This window comes from Chitinophaga dinghuensis (assembly GCF_003259435.1).
Classification (GTDB): domain Bacteria; phylum Bacteroidota; class Bacteroidia; order Chitinophagales; family Chitinophagaceae; genus Chitinophaga; species Chitinophaga dinghuensis.
In genome coordinates this window covers 125,404-144,657 of the sequence record NZ_QLMA01000001.1, presented here as the reverse complement: position 1 = coordinate 144,657, position 19,254 = coordinate 125,404, and the positions used below count along the sequence as shown (strand labels likewise).

Genomic DNA, 19,254 nt, shown 5'->3' with positions numbered 1-19,254 from the left:
TTATTTGAATGTAAGCACTTTACCGTCATGACCTGTTAGTTCTGTACTGTAAGTACCGGTGAATTTACCCAGACTTTTCCCTGTCCAGTAGTCAAACACCTCTGTTGGTTTATCCAGTTTTACAGAAAGTTTTTTGGGAGATGCATCCCAGTTGAGCAGGATTACTCTTTGTTCATTTCCAGCTTTCACACGGCCTACTTCGAACTTTGTATTCTCAAATGCAGCAGCTTTGCCGGTTGGCGGAGCCGCCTTGCGCAGCATATTCAGTCTTTCCGGAGAAATAACGGTCAGGTCATCACCACTGAGGAGCATACCGCCGGTAGCATATAACAACGCTGCATGGAACTGATATTCATTATCAGGCATATCGCCGGTCAGCACCAGGCAATCCGGATCATTCCACCACAGACGTCCATTCTGCCAGGAGCGATAAAGGTTTTCTCTACCGGATCTTTCAAACACTTCCCATTTACGCTTGATATCCATGGAACTGCGACTACCATGTACCAGCCCCAGTGAAGGCCAGATCGGATGATTACATCCCAACAGGAATGCATTGCCCGTTCCTTTAATAATGGCTTCCATTCCTCTGCGATAGGCTTCTACACGGGTAGCATTTTTATCAAAGTACACACCGCCGTGAATTGCGCCCCAGAAATTCGCATCCAGTTTGAAGTAGGTAACACCCCATTGCTGACGCATAACAGTGAATACTTCCGTCAGATGCTTTTGTACAGCAGGATTTGTTCCATCCAGTACATACCAAGGCTTCCAGCGCCATCCGCCGAAAGTAACTTTATCACTACGCAAAGGCTGACCAGTACTGTCTTTCACCAGCCACTCAGGATGTTCTTTGAAAACGGCGGAGTTACTATCACAGATAAAAGGAGCCACCCAGATAGCTGGCTCAAAGCCTTTCTCTTTGATGGTATGCAGTACCTGCTGCACATTGCCTCCAAAGGAATTCCCTACGGCCAGCCAGTCGCCCATATGAGGCTGGTAGCCATCATCCAGCTGAATGTATTTCAGCACCGGCGCGTTCGCTTTGATATAATCCAGGTTATCGTATACATTTTTTGCTGTCACTTTCGGACCGAAGCAATACCAGGAGCACCATCCATCCGGAGGAGCTTTAAATTCCAAGCGCGGATGATTTTTCTGAATCCTGCCTGCGAATTTATCCAGCAACTGATTACCATCTTTTCCTTTAGCGACCATCAGTTCTTCCAGCTGAAACTCCTTGCCCGGAGCCAATTCCATGTTTTCCAGGTCTTCGGCTAGTTTGATCGTATCTTTCGAAATATAAAATTTACCTACCCAACGTTTACTGCTGGTGTATCCCAGTAATAACTCCGCATCTGCCGATGGATAAAGACGAAGCAGGTTATATACTGCGAGATAACCATCTGGCTGAGGAATACGGTAATGCCCCGCATCGGTGTAGTTGCCCAGGTTCTCGGGCTTCTCCAAGGTGCCGGCTGTCTGGGACAACATCTGGAAACCTTCCGCATAGAAAGGCGTACTACCAGGCAATACTTTCGCCACGCTACCGAGAACTACTTCTTTCAGTCGGATAGAAGTACTACCGGTATTGACTATACGAATATTGCAAACTTCATTATTCCAGGTTCTGAATAACTTAACAGAGGCTGGCGCCACCGCCCCATTCGCCTGGTAAACAACACCCTGGCTGTTTTTGAGCGATTGTATAAACTGATCTGATACGCCCGCCATGGCCGAAAGACCCATCAGCATGGCACTACCTAGCAGATAGAAAAATGGTTTCTTCATCGTGAAATTTATTAAGGACGATTTTATTTAGATACTGCTGTCAACTGCAGTTCAAATAATTTCATCAGTTCTTTTGTGTTATTGGATGCTGGTTGTAGGGAGACAACATACTCTCCCGGAGCCAGGGTTACTTTACCCAGCGATTCATTGATATTACCCTTCTGAGTGGGTACCGTACCTGTCAGTTGCTGCTCACCAACTTTCACCGTGTATTGTTGCCCAGCAAGATCGCTCAGGTATTTTGCAGAAAGGCTGAAAGTCGTCTTTTTCACCACCTTCACTTTCCAGCTCAGCACCTGATCCTGGCGAGCGATGCCTGCCACCCAATAGCTGGCTGTCTTCCCATCCCCTCTTGAAAATCCTTTTCCAGTCTGATCTGCATCATATGCCAGTAAGCGATTCATAATACCTTCTGCATCCAGCTCTCTCGGCAAATTGGCGGTACTTACAGCGCCTGGCATCATTTCCACCACCACTACGCTATTGATAGTATCTGGGGGCGATTTAGGCAGTATAACGTTAACGTCTGTACGATTCACCACAGCTGTTTTGAGTGCAGTGGTCGTATTCATCAGGTAGGCTTTTTTCACTTTGCCTGTAAGTCCTCCTACTGTGAGAACGCCATTTTTAGGCCAGGAGAAAACATGCAGGAACAGTTTATTGTCTTTCTGTGTGACTTCTCCCCAGGGCTGAATGGGCAATGGTGATGCTGATGTGCCATAAATACTGTTTCCATATCGTTGCATCCAGGAACCAATGCCATGTAGTATAACCGTGTCTCTCGGATCTATTACACCATTGCCTTCAGGCCCAATATTCATTAATAAGTTTCCTCCTCTGTCGGCCGCTTTTGCCAGTAATCGAATGAAAAATGAAACTGGTTTATGGCTATCATCAAATTTGGAATAGCCATAGGATTCGTTGGTAGTAGGAATTGCTTCCCAATCGCCAGTTACAGGATAGAATTCCGCAGGACGGTCAGAAGTATTGATATAATCGCCAAAGGAATAATCATTGCTGCGTGCCAGTCGGCCATTCACTACTACATTGTTATCCACAGAGCGAATCGCTTCCAGGATGCGGATATTCTCGCTCAGCGGCAGTTTATGCGGGGTATCAAACCAGAGAATATCCGGATGATATTTGGCAATGAGTTCTTTTATCTGTGGAATGGCCTTTTCATCTACATATTTCACTGCTTTAGGCAGCAGTTCCGGGTGTACATCAAACCAGTTGCGGCCTCCATGCAAGTCTTTATCTCCGCCAGGGTTATCGTAATCCCAGTCGTTACCCGGCGCATCCGGATGTTCCCAGTCAAATGCATGGGAATAATAGAAGCCAAAGCGAATACCATATTTCTTACAGGCTGCCGCTAATTCTGCCATCGGGTCCTGATGAAAAGCGGAGTTCTTAATACTATATTCACCGATGGCAGTAGGATACATTGCTACGCCGTCATGGTGTTTGGCAGTGATAACAAGATAACGCATTCCGGCAGCCTTAATCATTTTCACCCAGGCATCTGCGTTAAAATCCACTGGATTGAAAGTGCGGATCAGCAGGGAATCATATTCGCCTCTGCGGATCTTTTCTTTTCTCATCAGGTGTTCTGCATAGCCGCCTACTTTCTTTCCTTTCCATTCTCCGCCTGCTGCTGAGTATACGCCCCAGTGAATAAAGCAGCCGAAGCGGGCTTCCCTCCACCATTCAATGCGACTGTCATGCGCCTTCATGGATGTTTTCCACCAGCCGTTCACCGCTTTATCAATCGCTTGCTGATCGCGGGATGCAGCCTTCTGGCTCAACACGCCGTCATCATCTCCTTTCACTTGTGCCATGGCAGGCGCAGCGATAACGCCTACGCCTACACTCAGTATTAGTTGTTTCAGATATTTCATAACGGGAATAAGTACTATTTGGTAATGGTATAGGATTTTCCGCCAGCGGTAGGCAAATCATATTCATATACCTGTTTCAGATCCAGCGAGGCCAGTTTGGAAGCGTCTTTCACTTCTGTTTTGCCTTTCATAGCCAGCGTGTAGAATGGATTCTGATTTTCTCCTGTTGCTGGTTTAGCGCCGGTAATTTTCATAGGTTGTTGTACTCTTACACGGCAGTTTCCGCCCAGGGTAGAGCGTATAGTCGCACTCGTTAGTTGTCCATCTTTCCAGCTCATGTCTACTTCAAATCCGCCTCTGGCTTTCAGTCCTTTCACGGATCCCGTTGGCCATGCATCTGGCAAAGCGGGCAACAGATAGATAGCGCCATCGTGGCTTTGGAGGAGCATTTCAGTGATACCGGAAGTTACTCCGAAGTTACCGTCTATTTGGAACGGAGGATGTGCGTCAAAGAGGTTGGCATAGCTACCACCACTGTTATCAGCCACACTTACGGTTTGTCCGCCGGCGAGGAACAGCTGTTTATTCAACATCGTGTAAGCATGATTGCCATCTTCCAGTCGGGCCCACCAGTTGATCTTCCAGGATTTGGACCAGCCTGTGCCACCATCTCCGCGCAGTAATAAACTACGTTTAGCCGCTTCCGATAGCGTAGCATCATGGCGGGGAGAAATGAAATTACCAGGGAAAAGGCCATATAGGTGAGACACGTGTCTGTGGCTGTCTTTAGGATCATCCCAGTCTTTGTACCATTCCTGCAGTTGTCCGTACTGTCCGGCATGAAAAGGATAAATTTCCGACAGCGTTTTAGTCAGTCTGTTGGCTAGTTCCGGATTTTTGCCCAGTACTTTCGAAGCCAGGATGGTATTGTTAAATAAATCGCGAATAATAGAAAGATCCATGGTAGTGGCAATGCTCACGGAACCAGTGGCTTTACCGTCCACGCGGAAATTATTCTCTGGAGTGGTAGACGGATTGGTTACCCAGTGGCCATTCTCATCTTTGATCAGCCAGTCGAGCATAAATTCGCAGGCTCCTTCCAGTTGTGGATAAATGGAAGCAAGGAATTTCTTATCGCCGGTATATTGATAATGTTCCCAGAGATGGCGGGTCAGCCATGCGCCGCCCATAGGCCATATCCCCCATTTAGGATTACCGCTGGGATCTTTAAAATCAATACCGCCAGCTGGATTCGTCATGCCCCAGAGATCTGAATTATGATGGGCTGTCCAACCTTTAGCGCCATAGTTAACGCTAGCGGTAGTACGACCATTCTTCGCCAGGAGGCTGATAAAACTAAACAGCGGTTCTGTACATTCTGAAAGGTTAGCCGACTCAGAAGGCCAGTAGTTCATTTCAGTATTGATGTTAATGGTATAGTTCGAACCCCATGGTGGCTGTAATTCTTTATTCCAGAGGCCCTGGAGATTCATCGCCTGTCCTCCGTTGCGGGAACCGGAGATCATCAGATAACGACCATACTGATATAACAGGGTGGTCAGTTGCGGATCACGGTTACCTCCGGCAGCGGTGTAGTCTTTCAAACGCTGATCAGTGGGTAAAATTCCGGCGCCGTCATCTCCTAAGTTAAGGGCTACCCTGTTAAACAGATTCGTATAGTCTTTCTCGTGACCGGATAATAGTTGTGCAAACTGCATAGAGCCAGCCTTGTCCAGCGCCGCTTTGGCACGGGCAGCCGCATCGACGCGAACGCCTTCACGGGTATAACTGGTACCGATGGAGAGCAGTAATACTACATCTGTCGCGTTTTTCACATGGATACCAGCAGTATCTTCTGTGATATTTCCATCTTTTGATTTCGCTTGTAAATATACCGCATAGCTCACAGGGTCGCTGCCATCCTCGCCTTTGCCGTAGACAACCTGTTCTTTTTCGTAGGCCCGGGCGGCCACATAAGAAGGACAGTTGCCATTCATTGCTACCAGGTGTTTCGCTTTATCCAGTACTTTATTGGCATGCGGCATCTGGTTGGCAAAGCGGGTATCAAAGCTGACAGCGCCAGGTTTGCTGGCGGTAATACGCATTACCAGCAATTGCGCCGGATAACTGATGAATGTTTGTCGCGTATATACGACACCGTTAGCCGTGAATTTTACAGTGCTAATGCCCGTATTCAGATCAAGCTCCCGATGGTAGGCATCGGCATTACCGGTAATGTTATTATCCAGGAAGAGGCTACCCAGTGTGAGATAGCGGGCACTGTACTTACCCAGCATCTCCCGGGAGAGCTTATCGGCCTCCATGTACTTTTCTTCTTTCAGAAGTTGGCGTACTTGTGGCAACAACTCTTTTGCTTGCGGATTATTGCCGTTACGTGGAGTACCGGACCAGATGGTCGCTTCATTGAGTTGTAGTTCTTCTGTTTGTACGCCGCCAAAGACCATGGCGCCAATGCGGCCATTGCCCAGTGGCAGCGCTTCCACCCATTGAGAGGCGGGTTGCTTGTACCAAAGCTTCAGTAGAGAATCAGGTGGCGCTGCATGCAGGCTCAATGCCGACAGGCAAAGGCTGATGCTTAAAAAGTATCTGGTCATCTGTTGGCAGATTTAGGATTATAATTCAATCAAACCGGTTGTTAATCCATCAGCGGTAGCAGCCACTACGCTTTTACCGTTATTATTGGCGATGCGGATGCTCGCTTGTCCGTTGGCCAGCTGCACTTTGCGGGAGCCGCCCACAGTGCCCAAATCATCGATCAGCGTACCATTTCCGGCAACAGACCAGGTAATCAAATTGGCCGCATCGAGGCAGAGTACCCCATTTGCATCCACCGCCTTCACTTTCACGAGGGTGGTATTACCTTGATTTTCTTTTTCCACGATCAGCTTCGCTGGTTTGCTCCATTTTTCTGTTTGGTAAGTCCAGGTGGTTTCATCTGTCACCGTGGTTTTGCCGTTGCGGGCTACTACACGGATATTATTCTGACCAGGTTGCAGCACTACATTCCAGCGAAGGCCAGCAGCCGGGAAGTTCTGACTGTCGCGTTTTTTCACACCGGCACTTTTACCGTTTACAAAGAGTTCTGCTTCTGCACAGTTTGAATAGGCTCTTACTTCTTTCTCTTCGCCGGCATTACCCCAGCGGATAGGCCAGTTATGGCCATAGATATGTACCATTGGCTGTGTGAGCCAGTAGGATTGGAATACATAATATATTTCTTTGGGAGAGAGATCACGCGCCACAATACCTTTCTGATTTACATAAGGTACCGGATTTTCCGGACGAAGTGGCGTAGAGAAATCCTTGAATACCCAGTATGCGCTACCAGTCAGCATTGGCATGGTTTCCTGTTCTTTCAGGTGCCAGTCTACCAGGTTTACAGCGTAAGATTCTGACCAGTCGCCATCTTTGGATGCGCGTGCGTTTCCGCCGGTGAGCGCAAAGTCGCCGGTACGTTCATCCGCACCTTTCCCTGTGGCTATCTGTTGGATAAAGAACTCAGGATTCTCCGCATATCTGCCTTGGTGACTGTCGGCGCCCCATTCTGCATGGAAGAAGTGATTTACACGAGCAATTTCCTTCAGGGTTTCTTGTTTATACTCTGTATAGCGACCGCGGTACCATCCTGCCCAGATAGAAGGGGAATAAACGTCTACGATATCCTTACAAAAATCGCAGCGACGAATGGTCGTCAGTCGGGTACTATCCAACTGATGTGCGAGGTGATGCAGTTCTGACATGAACTGGCGGATCTTTTCCTTATCGAATTCCGGGAAGTCGCCAGGCCAGTCGTTTTCATTACCGAGGCCCCAGAGAATGACAGCCGGGTGATTGCTATGCTGGCTGATCATATTGGTCAGCATTCTTCTGGCTTGTTCTTTATAGATTGGACCACCGAGGCCACCGCGGCACCATGGAATTTCTTCCCATACGAGGATACCGAGGCTATCGCAGAGTTGCAGTACCAGCGGATGTTGCTGATAGTGACCGAGGCGAATGAAGTTGGTCCCCATTTGTTTCATGAGGATCATTTCTTTTCTGATGGTAGCGTCGTCCATGGCAGCGGCTACGCCGGCATGATCTTCATGACGATGCGTACCACGGAGGAGCAGGCGTTTCCCATTCAGCAGGAAAGGGCCGTGTTCTTCGAATTTGAAGTGACGGAAGCCTGTGGTACCGGACCATTCAGCGGTACCGGCAGCAGAGCTGAGTTTGGCAGTAACTGTATATAAGTTAGGCTGATCAGGAGACCAGCGAACAGGTTTTTTAATGGAGAGTGTTGCCAGTTGTTGTTCTCCGGAGGAGAGCGCAACTGGTTGTGTGATAGTTTTCACCACTTGGTTGCGCGGATCGCGGAGGGTGATTTCCAGGCTGGCATCTTTCAGATTGGCTGCATTGATAAAAGAGGAAGAGAAGGTCAGGGATCCTTCGTTTCCGGCAGCATCTGTAGTCGCTTGTATATGGAAAGCATCGAACGAGAGCGCAGGCGTGTAAACCAGTTCCAGTGGGCGATATACGCCGCCGTATACATTAAAATCCGACATGGAGGAAGGAATCATTTCCAGGTCGCGGGTATTATCTGCGCGGATGGCTACTGGTACTTTTCCTTTGAAGCGTTTGGCTTCTGGCGATTGCAGGAAGTTTTTCACAGCGTCGGTGATGTCTACAGACCACTCGTCATATCCGCCGGTGTGTGAGCCAATTAATTGCGTGTATACGTATACGTTAGTTTTCTGTCCTGATCCGAGGAAGTGCAGGAAGGTACGGCCGTTGTTATAAGGATTTTTGATATCCATGTTGGTACGGTACCATCCGGGGCCCTGGTAGAAGTTCACGTCTGGGTCAACGCCATCGCGGTCGTTGAAGCAGTGCGGGATGGTTACTTTTTGCCATAGGGGCACGGATTCCGGGCTTCCTTCGGAGGCTGGGCGCATGGCTTCCCATACGCCGCCGAGGTCACTTTTCAGGAAATCCCATTGATTGTTGACACGAATGGTTTGCTGGGCCATGAGTACGTGGCAGGAACAAAGGAGGGCACATAGCCAAAAGGAAAATACTTTTCTCATCATAACGGGACAGCAGCTTTAAGTGGTACTAGTGTTTCAGTGTTGTAATGCAAACGTATGCATCATTTCAAATTAGGATATAAAAATGGAATAGCCTGGTTGACACTGTTTACGGCATGTAAATTACGCAATCGATTGCACAAAATACGGTAAAATTTTATCTTTTTTGCATAGCATTTTCAAGCGGCTTATCGCAGGGATAAGCGCGTCTGGAGCTGAAATGCAGGAAAATTCCGCTAAAAACTACGTTGGCAAGCCAGAGGGAAATGCTTAATACTGTAGCGAGGGACGCATCAGATTAAATGTTCTTTCATTGCTTTAACGATGGCATTGGAGCGGGAGTTAACCTCCAGTTTTCTGTAGATATTCATAATATGTGAGCGTACGGTTCCTACGCTGATATGGCAATGTTCCGAAATCTGTTTGTAGGTATCTCCGTCTACCAGGCAGCGAAGGATTTCCTTTTCTCTTGGCGACAAACCATAAGTATCTTGTTGTACGGATTGCACTGCTGGGCGCTCTCTGAAAAAGGCCAACACTTTATCCACCGCCAGCTGATTAGAATGCAGCGCAGTTTCATACACCCTCGATAAAAATTCCGACAAGGTAACCGGTGGAATTTTATCCAGATGAATGCCCTCTTCCGGCACCTGCACCTGCGATACAGTTTTACTATCTTCTCTTATCGTGAGTAGAATAACATTTATCTCAGGATACGCAGCCTTTACAATGCTGGCAGCCTCTATTGATGTTAATCCTGGTATATCTACATCCATAAAAACGAGGTTACAGATATCTTTTGCTAATTGTTGTAACGTATCAGTTGTTTCACGATGCAATTCTCCAACCTCAAAAACATTCGACTCGCCCCAATGACCAGCACTAATAGGCCCCACTTTTTTCATAATATTCCTTTTGGGTTATGTGATTTTCATATGAAAGTTCCTCCAGGTAAACTGCTAGTTTTGGAAGCCGGTATGGCGCTGATTACAAATAACTGGAAAGATTACACGGTTCCCATACCATAACAAATTTGAAACAAATCCTAGCAGCAGTCAATCGGATAGGTATATGGTTTTTCAATAAATATTAATATACAAGATATTTCATATTACAATAAAGATATAATCATAATATGGTTGACAATAAAGATATTCCGGATCAACAATAAACACAACTGGTTAATAATCAATACACTCTAAAAGGGCATTCTTATCAAACCAATCAAATTAAATTTTATAATATATATCGGTTTTTCTTTCAAAAGCGGTTCTTCTTTATCTAAAAATATCTTCTTTTCCATTATCCGCTACTTCATAATTCAAGTAACTTGATAAGAATATTCTGTTCTACATCTCCCATTACCATTCTTTATATCGGTACATCCGCTGCATAATATACGTGTCAAATTAAACCTCGGATTTACCAGACATCTGGAATTCTTATTGACCTTCGTAAAAATATAAATCTTTTTACGAAATATAAAAGCAAAAAAATCCGCCGCCGCTTTTTAATACGACGGCGGATACCTTTCCATTAATAAAGTTATTCCAATACCAGCTCTATCACAGGAATCTCCACATTAGGCTTCAATACCGGTAAATCCAGCGCTACATCCCCCTTGTCGGTATTCCGCATCTTGATCTCAGAGCCATCATGCAGGAACTGGGCATATTTAATTTTACCTTTCATCCCAGGTAGTTCAAAACGCTGCAACGGGTAATCCAGTAAATGCACATATAAACGCTTAGTCACCGGATTATAAGTCAGCAATGAATTCTCCGGACGTTGAATATCTGCCGGCGCCTGTGTACAACCGTAAATAGCGCGACTATTCACAGTCATCCAGTCGCCCATGCCTGCCAGGGCTTTCTGAGCACGATAATCAAACAATCCTCTGGAAGTTGGACCTACGTTCAGTAACAGGTTCCCTCCTTTACTTACAGACTCAATCAGCAATACCAGCAACTGCTTGTTATCTTTCCAGCTGGTCTCATCACGGTAATAACCCCAGGAGCCAGAGAAGGTCTGACAAGTTTCCCAATGTACCTTCTTACCATTACGCATCGGCCATTCTGATACTTTATACTGTTCAGGTGTAACGAAATCAAATCCATCATCATAATTATTCAGATCCAGACGATCATCCACAATAATACCCGGTTGCAGTTTACGCACCATTTTCAGTAACTCCTCAGATCCCCAGTCATTATGATCTTTACCATGTTCTCCCGGGAAGCTGAAATCCAACCAGAGAATATCGATTTTTCCATAGTTGGTCATCAATTCCTTCACCTGATTATGCAAGTAGGTACGGTACTTGGCCATATCGCGACCTTTGTTCAACTTATCATAATCGGCAGGATTCTTCGGACGCTGCGGGTGATTATTATCGATGGTATAGTCCGGATGATGCCAGTCGATCAGCGAGTAGTAAAATCCTACTTTCAACCCTTCTGCACGAAATGCTTCCACCCATTCTTTCACCAGATCCTTTCTAATAGCGGTATTAGTGGATTTATATTCTGTGAATTTTGAATCGAACAGACAAAAACCTTCATGGTGTTTAGTAGTCAGCACCGCATATTTCATACCTGCGGCCTTAGCCATCCTGGCCCACTCCCGTGGATTATACAAGTCAGGATTAAAGTTGTCGAAGTACTTCTGATAGGCGCTGTCTGTAATACGTTCATTACTTTTCACCCATTCATGACGGGCAGGAAGGGAATATAAACCCCAGTGGATAAACATCCCGAAACGATCATTCAGCCACCAGGCCATGCGCTGTTCTTTTTGCGCATCCGTCTCTGTGGAAAGCTTCTGCTGTGCCTCTAACTGCCCTAGCATCAGCAGTAACAAGGTGAGAATGCCAAGTGTAATTTTTTTCATGTCGGATTATAAATTTTGGTTTGATCAGATAATTATTCCACTACCAGCCAGGTATACCCGCCAGCAGGGATCGTTATTTTTATGTGTGCGTTAAACTCACGGTCAAGCGTATACGTTTTCAGCGGACCTTCTTTTTCCCGGATACGAGCAGTTTGGGTTAATCCGCTATAATACAATGGCAGCGCAATTTCCCGGGTAATGGCTTCCTGTGTTGGATTGTACAGCATCGCCAGTCCTTTTTGCGGCAGTGCAGCGCTGATATGCAGGATACCATCCCAATCCCTGCCATCAGGTCTTCTGAGATGTAATATATCCGCATTCAGGATAGGTCTGTATTTTTTATACCATGAGATGACATTCGCTACCAGCTGACGGGTACTATCGGTGTCGTATAAACGGGGTCCGCGATAGCAAGCCTGCACACCAGCGCCATAGTATTGCATCATCAGTTTTTCATAGTCAGACAGATGGTCTTTCAATGGCTCCAGGGTTGCTGCTGCACCTCCTCCCTGATATTCAGTCAGCGGTACAAAACCCCAGCTCATAGATCCCGTTTTCTCCCATAATCCGTCGTAAATATTCTGTCGGTTTAAGATTTGTTGTTCTGCACGCGGCAGTGAGAAATTCACTTCCCTGTAACCTAAGGCGATTTTGTTAGTCCCGTCCAGGAAATACCAATCAGGCGCATTGACATAAATATTCCTCGCATACATCCAGTGATATAGGCCTTTCTGTAACTCCATCTGTTTCCATTGGGAGTCGTCTTTCCCCGTATGACCAGGATGAGTGGCAGACGCGCATACATCGCCCGGATAGGGTCCGTCATTTTCAAAGATGTTGAAGCCGGTAGCTGTAAAGAAATACTCCAGCTTCGCAATGTAACTGAGGCCCCATTTACTTCCCAGGCAAGGCGCATTGCCAAAGAAGGCGCCGCCGGTTTTTCCTGTTGCAGGATTGATTACATCGTCCTCTTCACTGATTCGTCTGCTGGAAAACAGGGAATATCCTCCCAGCATTATACCTTTACTTTTCGCATAATCCGCCAGGGATTTGAATTTCGCGATATTAGCAGCAGAAGTATCTTCCATATTCAGGCCACTGCCGAAACTTAAAATCACGCCTTCATAACCAGTGGCAGCACATTGGTCTATCACCGATTTCACTTTAACAGGATCTGTGCTCACCAGGTGCATGAAGATGGGATTTCTGTTTGTCCACGGTGCAACGGTACGATACATCGCTCTCTTGGCGAGCCCGTTCCGTTCCCGGTCATATCCATCCATCAGCAATTCGTAGGTGCGAATTGATTCAAAGCGACTGTTGTCTCCCAAAACTATACCTACCGGTACTTCCGGATAAATCTCCAATACGCAAGGGGTTTGCAAATCATAATTCACCTGGGAGGTATAGGTGCTATCCGTTTTCCAATGGGTGGTCTGGTCGCTCAAATTGGCTTTCATCGCGTTATTGAAAGCATAATTGCTTTCTACGTATATGCCATGAGGTTTGGCCATATGTTCCGGACTTCCCACTACGGCTGATTCTTCTTCCGGCACCGCCAGGATTTCATTTTTCACCTGGTTTAACTGCAACGATTTGCCAGTGCCATTGGAGATTTCCAACCATTTAGACACCAGGGGAATTCCATCAAACAAATCATAATGCACTTTGACGCTAAGCCCTTTCAGGTTTGAACTGGCCGGCGCCGCGTAAGTGAAAATGAGCGACTTTCCGGTTGACTGTCTGGTATGGCCGTTATCCGCCATATACGGTTTCAGATCGGCGATTTCATACCGTTGATACTGCATATCTGCCGCACCAGCCTGCATGCCATCTAGCCAGGCCGGAAGCAGGTAAGCCTGTTGCCGCTGCGTATAGGCGCCACCGATATTCACAGTTTTACCATCAATCACAAGCTGGGCTTCTGGTTTGATAGCGCGCAGCAATTGTTCTCCGCTGGTCAGATTCCGGTAATCGGTACATATCACGTTCGGGGATACACGAAAACTCCGGCTGAGTAAGCCGTTACTGAGCGTAATATCTTTTCCCTGAACGGCTGCTACCGCTTTGTAGCCCTTGTTATTGATCAACCAATCGGGCTGTTGTTTAGTACCAGACTGTGCGCCCGCCAATTGCATCTGCAGCAAAAGTCCGGCTGTAAGAATATTTATTTTTTTCATTGTTCACTGATTCTAGTCGTTATTGTAGTGGTTGCAAGATGACATTACGCAACCTGAACAGTTCTTTCTTATTCGCTTTCGCGGGTTTCACTGTCAGGTTGTATTCGCCTGGCTGATCAATATGGATCACGCCCACTGCATGTTGCAGGAATAACATGGGCTGGTGACTGTCGTATGTGCCTGTAGGCAATGTGAGGAAGGGCAGTTGCTGCGCGCCCAATGTAACCAGTCCTGGTTGTGTAGCGGCGCCTGCTTCACAATTATAATCCAGCACCACTTTAAAATCGCCTGCTTCCTGTACCTGTAGCGGGAATACGAGCGCATCTGTTGGCTGTGTCATATTGATCGCACAGTTATCGTGTTTCCAATCGCCGAAATAGTGGGAGTAGGTAAAACTTTTCGTAGAGGCAGCACCGTTAAATACGGCCCAAACCGGCGACATCGTAATTTCCGGGTAGTGGGCACTGACAGTTTGTGTATGTAACTGTGATAGATCCTGTTGCTGGCCTTTGTATTCCATTATCAACACGGTATTGCGTGCATCTGGTAATGTAGCCGGCAGTTGTATGATGGTTTCAGAACCGATTTTTTTCCAGGCCAGGGGCTGCGTTGTTCCCAATATGCGCACGCTGGTAATATTGGCGTTGATGCCTGCAATTTTCAATTGATTATTATCTGGCTGCTGCCAGATGTGGAGGTATAATTTTCCTGGTTTACTGGTGGTGACACCCCAGGGCTGGGCCGGGATGAGTCCATACGTAGTGCCATAGATGCTTTCACCGTATTTTTTCAGCCATTTTCCTGTTTCCAGCAGGTATTTGATACTATACTCCGGCCATCTGCCATTGCCATCCGGGCCTACGTTCAGCATGAGGTTTCCGCCTTTGGAAGCCACGTTGGAAAGGAGATGAATAATATCGCGGGGAGATTTGAAATTCAGGTCATGTTGAATATAGCCCCAGGAATCGTTGTGCGTATAGATAGATTCCCATGCGCCAGCAATGGGCGTAGGTGGCACTTCTGAGTCGCCGAAATCGCGGTAATCGCCCAGATCATGGCCTACGCGGCTACTGAACAGGCAATTGGGTTGTAGTTTACGCAGACTATCAATCATGATTTTGGTTTGGTCCACGGTGAGACCTCCGGGCATATCAAACCAAACGATGCCTAACTTTCCGTAATTAGTAAGGAGTTCTTTCAGTTGTGGAACCGACTTACTGCGATAATATTGCTGGTAATCTTTTTCTGCTTCTTTGAAATCCCATTTATTACCGCCTCCGTTAGGCTCGTGCCAGTCGAGGAATTGCGAGTAATAGAATCCGAACTGGATATTCTGTTTTCTGCAGGCGGCGGCCAGTTCTTTCATGGGATCTTTCTTATAGGGCGTAGCATCAACGATATCGAAGTCGGTCACTTTTGAATCGTACATACTAAAGCCTTCGTGGTGTTTGGCGGTGATGACGAGGTATTTCACGCCGCTATTTTTGGCGATTTCCGCCCATTGTTCCGCGTTAAACCCGGTAGGGTTGAAGGTTTGGGCTACTTTTGCATATTCGGCTGCGGGCGCTTTAGCCCGGTTCATGATCCATTCTCCGGAGCCGTAATAGGAGGAGTCTTTCCATTTTCCACCGAGTTTGGAATAGAGGCCCCAATGGATAAAGAGGCCAAATTTGGCAGACTTAAACCATTCCAGGTTAGGATTGGCTTTGTTGTTGGCGCCTGTGGTCCACATATCGGGCATCTCCTGGGCAGAGCTTCGTATAGACATGACGGTTAGCGACGACAACAACAGTAGTTTTTTCACGTGGTGGAACATAGGTGCTTATTAAATAGGTGAAAAAATAATCATTCAGCTTGGGATGCGCAAGCCTATAGAAAAATGGTATCAGGGAAAGGGAAAAAACTACATACTGGAAGTATTTAGATAGGTTAACCAGTGATTAACTAAATAGTCGGAAGTTTCTATTTACTTTTGAATTGTTAACAGCAACTGCAGTTAAAATGGTAGGGAGCTGTATAACCATCGAAAATTAAAATGCTTTTTCATAATACGATCTAGATTGTCTTAGTGTATCATTCATTATAGTTCCATGGAGGAACATTGTAATGTGAATGTTCTCAACTTCTACCCTTGCAATAATTGCAAGGGTATTTTTTTGTCTAATTTTTTTTGTTAATCACGTATTAACAATGTTCCTGTTAACACTTGCCGGATTTTGGGAAGATATCTTTGTATTGTTCCTGGTTGGCCATCCTAAATGGCGGGGCTGACTGGGGCATAAACAAGATTATTAATCTCAAACACAGCAAGAAATCAAATCAGAACATTGGTGAAACTTTTACAAAACTAAGATTGTCAGAATCCCCATTCGTGGCAACAACTATTTAAGATAACACAAGTTATAAACAAGCGTGCTCATTCCTGAGACACGCTTTTTCATTTATGGCCGGGTTGGTTTCCTTTCTATTTAACACTGTCTTAAACTTATTTGATACAGAAATGAATATTTATTCGCTTATCTTTGTAATATGAAATTGAAGGATGACAGGAAAGTGGAACTGATATTTGAGGCTGCCCTTAAACTGGTAGCTAAGAAGGGCCTGTCGGGTATTACCATGGGCGACATATCCCGGGAAGCGGGTATTGCCACAGGTACTTTATATGTTTATTTTACCGGTAAAGACGAGCTCATCAATGCGCTATTTGCAGCGAGCAGGGCGAACTCTGTACAGGTAGCTTTCAGGGGATATGAACTGACCACTCCCTTCAAGCTGGGGTTCCGTACCGTTTGGATGAATATCCTCCGGTATAAGCTGCAGCATTTTGAAGAGGTGGTATTCCTGGAACAATGTTATCATTCTCCCTATATCACGGAAGAAACCAGGGAAAAAGCCAGAGAACTGGCAGTTCCTTTCTTTGACCTGATTGAAAGAGGCCAGCAGGAAATGTTGATTAAAACCGCAGACACCGGCCTGTTACTGACCTTTATGATGGGAGCTATCAATGAACTGGTGAAACAAACGCATTACAGCAACGAAACTTTAAGCAAGAAAAAAATTGATCTGACTTTCGATTTATGCTGGGATGCTTTGAAAGCATAACAAACTGAATAATTATTCATACCAACGGAAACTTTACTCATCTTTAAATAGCTTGTCGTATGTCAGATATCATGATTGCGGTAGATCTCAGCCCATTTTCCGAGGAAGTAATCAGGCAAGGCGTAACCCTTGCCCAACGTATGAACGCCAGCGTTACCCTCTTCTCCGTTGTAGAAGTAGGTCTTGGCATCGCCCTCGCTGAAACAGTGGCCGATCTCCCGGCAAGAATCCGAGAAACAGAAGAATCATTAGCTGCTTTTAAGAATCAACACCCCGGAACTGATATCAATGTCGTGGTGGCTACCGGAAATCCTAAAGTGGTAACACTGGAAGTAGCGCATGAAAGAAACGCCGCCTACCTCGTAGTAGGTACCCAAGGCCGCACCGGACTGGATCACATGTTGCTTGGCAGCACCGCTGAGTCCATTATCCGCCACGCACGTATACCCGTACTGGTGATACCTTACAACAAAGCAGATCATTAACGGACTAACACTCAACAATCACTAAAACAACAGAACCGTGGCGGTTTCGCCACGGTTTTTTTTATCCCCGCACCACGATTTTCGTACAGGAAAAACCGTTATCTTTAAAACGGAATAAACAGCAAAATCTCCCCATACAATTCCCCCAAAACCACCCCAGTCAACCCAAAACTGGATATAATTTCTTTTGTCTTCCCCTAAACAACCATGTGTATGAAAAAACACTACCACTATTTATTACTCTTATTGGTTTTTATTGCATTGTCTCCAGCCGCTATAGCACAGCTGAAAATTGGCGACAACCCCTCCACCATTAACAAAGCTTCTGTACTGGAACTGGAAAGCCTCCGACAAGGTCTGCTCCTGCCCCGCATTGTAGATACCACCCTGGCGCCCTTAAACGCCGCCCCGGATGGTATGATCATCTTCTTCACACAGAATAAAAGCTTACTCGTAAGAAGAAACGGATACTGGTCTAAACTGGCCGACAGCCTTTCCCTCACCGCCAATAGCTGGAACCTGGCGGGAAATGCCGGCACCAACCCCACTAATAATTATATAGGAACTTCCGACGGACAAGCCCTCTCTATCCGTACCAACGCTACAGAGGCCATCCATGTGAATACCGACCAAAGCGTTCAACTGAAAAATGTACCACAGAGCACCACACTGATCACTACCCTGGTAATCGATCCTACCACTGGTACTGTCAGCCAACGTAGCCTGTCTTCTGCGGCATTTACCAATGCCATTCAAAGTATCAACGGACTTAAAAACCTGGGGGTCACCATCAAAGCAGATACCGCTAATGCCGCATTTGGCGTTACCGCTAATCCGGCCGACAGCTCCGTAACGATGAACATTCCCATTGTTAATGGTACTACCCAAAAAACAGGCTTACTCACTTATGCCGACTGGGTATCCTTCAGCAGCAAACAACAAGCTATCACTGTAGGCGCACTCCTGGCCGCCTCCACTCCAAATGGCCTGACAATAAGCCCTACCGGAGAACTACAACTCGGCCCCGCAGATGTAACCAATCCAGGTGCAGTTACTACTACGGCCCAAACCTTTGCAGGACAAAAAACCTTCCGGGATAGTCTCACCGCAGGAGCAGGATTGAATGTGACCGGCGGAACCTCCATTTCAAATGGATTAACCGTTACCGCTGGCGGCGCTAATATCTCCGGAACACTGACACTGGGTACCACACCCAATAATGTTAGCACAGCCACTTCGTATGTGCTTTTCCGTAATCCTACCACCGGCGCCGTAGAAAAAAGACTGGTGGATTCCTCCGCATTCTCTGCTGGACTGAAATCCATCAACAGCCAGACTGGGCCTGCCATTTCGCTGGCTACAGGGAATACGGGTACCGACTTCAACATTGACAGTACCACTACTGCCAACAAGATTGTTTTCAATCTCCCTGATGCTGCCCTCACCGCCCGTGGTGCGGTGACTACTGGCACACAGAGCTTCGCAGGTACCAAAACCTTCCGCGACTCCGTTTCAGTAGGAAAAGCGGCTAATATCGGAAGTACCGCAGATGCCAATTCGACCTTACAGGTAACCGGTTCCATGGCATTGAATATAGTCACTGTCACCTCCACCTATACACTGCTGGCAACAGATAATACCGTATTGGCCAATACCACCAGTGCCGGTATCACCGTTACCCTGCCCTCTCCTTCAGGTATAACCGGAAGAATCTATACCATCAAAAAGATTGGTACTGGCGGCATTGATAACAGTCTTACCATCAACCCTACCGGCGGCACAATTGATGGAGCAAGCACCTACATTATTTACAATGATTACAGTTATGTAACCTTACAAACAGATGGTAGCAACTGGTATGTAATCCGCAAATAATACCGGG

11 protein-coding genes are annotated in these 19,254 nt (G+C 46.5%); 3 read left to right on the top strand and 8 right to left on the bottom strand.

The window, feature by feature from the left end; translation table 11 throughout:
• From CLV59_RS00475 to CLV59_RS00440, 8 genes are all read right to left on the bottom strand, one after another.
• The gene (locus CLV59_RS00475; RefSeq protein ID WP_111590047.1) at window positions 1–1,791 is read right to left on the bottom strand and encodes a glycoside hydrolase family 36 protein; all 1,791 of its coding nucleotides are present in this window, start codon (window positions 1,789–1,791) and stop codon (window positions 1–3) included.
• Between the two features lie 23 nt (window positions 1,792–1,814).
• The gene (locus CLV59_RS00470; protein WP_111590046.1) at window positions 1,815–3,689 is read right to left on the bottom strand and encodes an alpha-L-fucosidase; all 1,875 of its coding nucleotides are present in this window, start codon (window positions 3,687–3,689) and stop codon (window positions 1,815–1,817) included.
• Window positions 3,690–3,703: 14 nt separating this feature from the next.
• Window positions 3,704–6,244, bottom strand: coding sequence for a glycoside hydrolase family 95 protein (locus tag CLV59_RS00465; protein ID WP_111590045.1), 2,541 nt, complete (start codon window positions 6,242–6,244; stop codon window positions 3,704–3,706).
• An 18-nt stretch (window positions 6,245–6,262) separates the two neighbouring features.
• The gene (locus CLV59_RS00460) at window positions 6,263–8,719 is read right to left on the bottom strand and encodes a glycoside hydrolase family 2 TIM barrel-domain containing protein (RefSeq protein ID WP_111590044.1); all 2,457 of its coding nucleotides are present in this window, start codon (window positions 8,717–8,719) and stop codon (window positions 6,263–6,265) included.
• 290 nt (window positions 8,720–9,009) lie between these two features.
• Entirely contained in the window at window positions 9,010–9,621 is a 612-nt protein-coding gene (locus CLV59_RS00455; RefSeq protein ID WP_111590043.1) for a response regulator transcription factor, read from the bottom strand.
• Window positions 9,622–10,261: 640 nt separating this feature from the next.
• A complete protein-coding gene (locus CLV59_RS00450; protein WP_111590042.1) occupies window positions 10,262–11,605 on the bottom strand; it encodes an alpha-L-fucosidase in 1,344 nt (447 codons plus the stop codon).
• 32 nt (window positions 11,606–11,637) lie between these two features.
• Window positions 11,638–13,785: an alpha-galactosidase gene (locus tag CLV59_RS00445; RefSeq protein ID WP_111590041.1), complete on the bottom strand. Its 2,148-nt coding sequence runs from the start codon at window positions 13,783–13,785 to the stop codon at window positions 11,638–11,640.
• 19 nt (window positions 13,786–13,804) lie between these two features.
• Window positions 13,805–15,601, bottom strand: coding sequence for an alpha-L-fucosidase (locus CLV59_RS00440; protein WP_245950724.1), 1,797 nt, complete (start codon window positions 15,599–15,601; stop codon window positions 13,805–13,807).
• A 713-nt stretch (window positions 15,602–16,314) separates the two neighbouring features.
• Between CLV59_RS00440 and CLV59_RS00435 the strand changes: the two genes are divergently transcribed.
• The 3 genes from CLV59_RS00435 to CLV59_RS00425 all read left to right on the top strand — a co-directional run bounded on the left by CLV59_RS00435 (window position 16,315) and on the right by CLV59_RS00425 (window position 19,247).
• Complete coding sequence (locus CLV59_RS00435; RefSeq protein WP_111590040.1) at window positions 16,315–16,887, top strand: TetR/AcrR family transcriptional regulator; 573 nt, start codon at window positions 16,315–16,317, stop codon at window positions 16,885–16,887.
• A 59-nt stretch (window positions 16,888–16,946) separates the two neighbouring features.
• Window positions 16,947–17,372 (top strand): universal stress protein, encoded by a 426-nt coding sequence (locus CLV59_RS00430; protein ID WP_111590039.1) that lies wholly within the window; start codon window positions 16,947–16,949, stop codon window positions 17,370–17,372.
• 213 nt (window positions 17,373–17,585) lie between these two features.
• Window positions 17,586–19,247, top strand: a complete 1,662-nt coding sequence (locus CLV59_RS00425; RefSeq protein ID WP_111590038.1) for a hypothetical protein — start codon at window positions 17,586–17,588, stop codon at window positions 19,245–19,247.
• The last annotated feature ends 7 nt before the right edge of the window (window positions 19,248–19,254 follow it).

Excerpts from the sequence above, each read along its gene's own strand:
- CLV59_RS00475 (WP_111590047.1), bottom strand. The coding sequence starts at position 1,791 with ATGAAGAAACCATTTTTCTATCTGCTAGGTAGTGCCATGCTGATGGGT.
- CLV59_RS00470 (WP_111590046.1), bottom strand. The coding sequence starts at position 3,689 with ATGAAATATCTGAAACAACTAATACTGAGTGTAGGCGTAGGCGTTATC.
- CLV59_RS00465 (WP_111590045.1), bottom strand. The coding sequence starts at position 6,244 with ATGACCAGATACTTTTTAAGCATCAGCCTTTGCCTGTCGGCATTGAGC.
- CLV59_RS00460 (WP_111590044.1), bottom strand. The coding sequence starts at position 8,719 with ATGATGAGAAAAGTATTTTCCTTTTGGCTATGTGCCCTCCTTTGTTCC.
- CLV59_RS00455 (WP_111590043.1), bottom strand. The coding sequence starts at position 9,621 with ATGAAAAAAGTGGGGCCTATTAGTGCTGGTCATTGGGGCGAGTCGAAT.
- CLV59_RS00450 (WP_111590042.1), bottom strand. The coding sequence starts at position 11,605 with ATGAAAAAAATTACACTTGGCATTCTCACCTTGTTACTGCTGATGCTA.
- CLV59_RS00445 (WP_111590041.1), bottom strand. The coding sequence starts at position 13,785 with ATGAAAAAAATAAATATTCTTACAGCCGGACTTTTGCTGCAGATGCAA.
- CLV59_RS00440 (WP_245950724.1), bottom strand. The coding sequence starts at position 15,601 with ATGTTCCACCACGTGAAAAAACTACTGTTGTTGTCGTCGCTAACCGTC.
- CLV59_RS00435 (WP_111590040.1), top strand. The coding sequence starts at position 16,315 with ATGAAATTGAAGGATGACAGGAAAGTGGAACTGATATTTGAGGCTGCC.
- CLV59_RS00430 (WP_111590039.1), top strand. The coding sequence starts at position 16,947 with ATGTCAGATATCATGATTGCGGTAGATCTCAGCCCATTTTCCGAGGAA.
- CLV59_RS00425 (WP_111590038.1), top strand. The coding sequence starts at position 17,586 with ATGAAAAAACACTACCACTATTTATTACTCTTATTGGTTTTTATTGCA.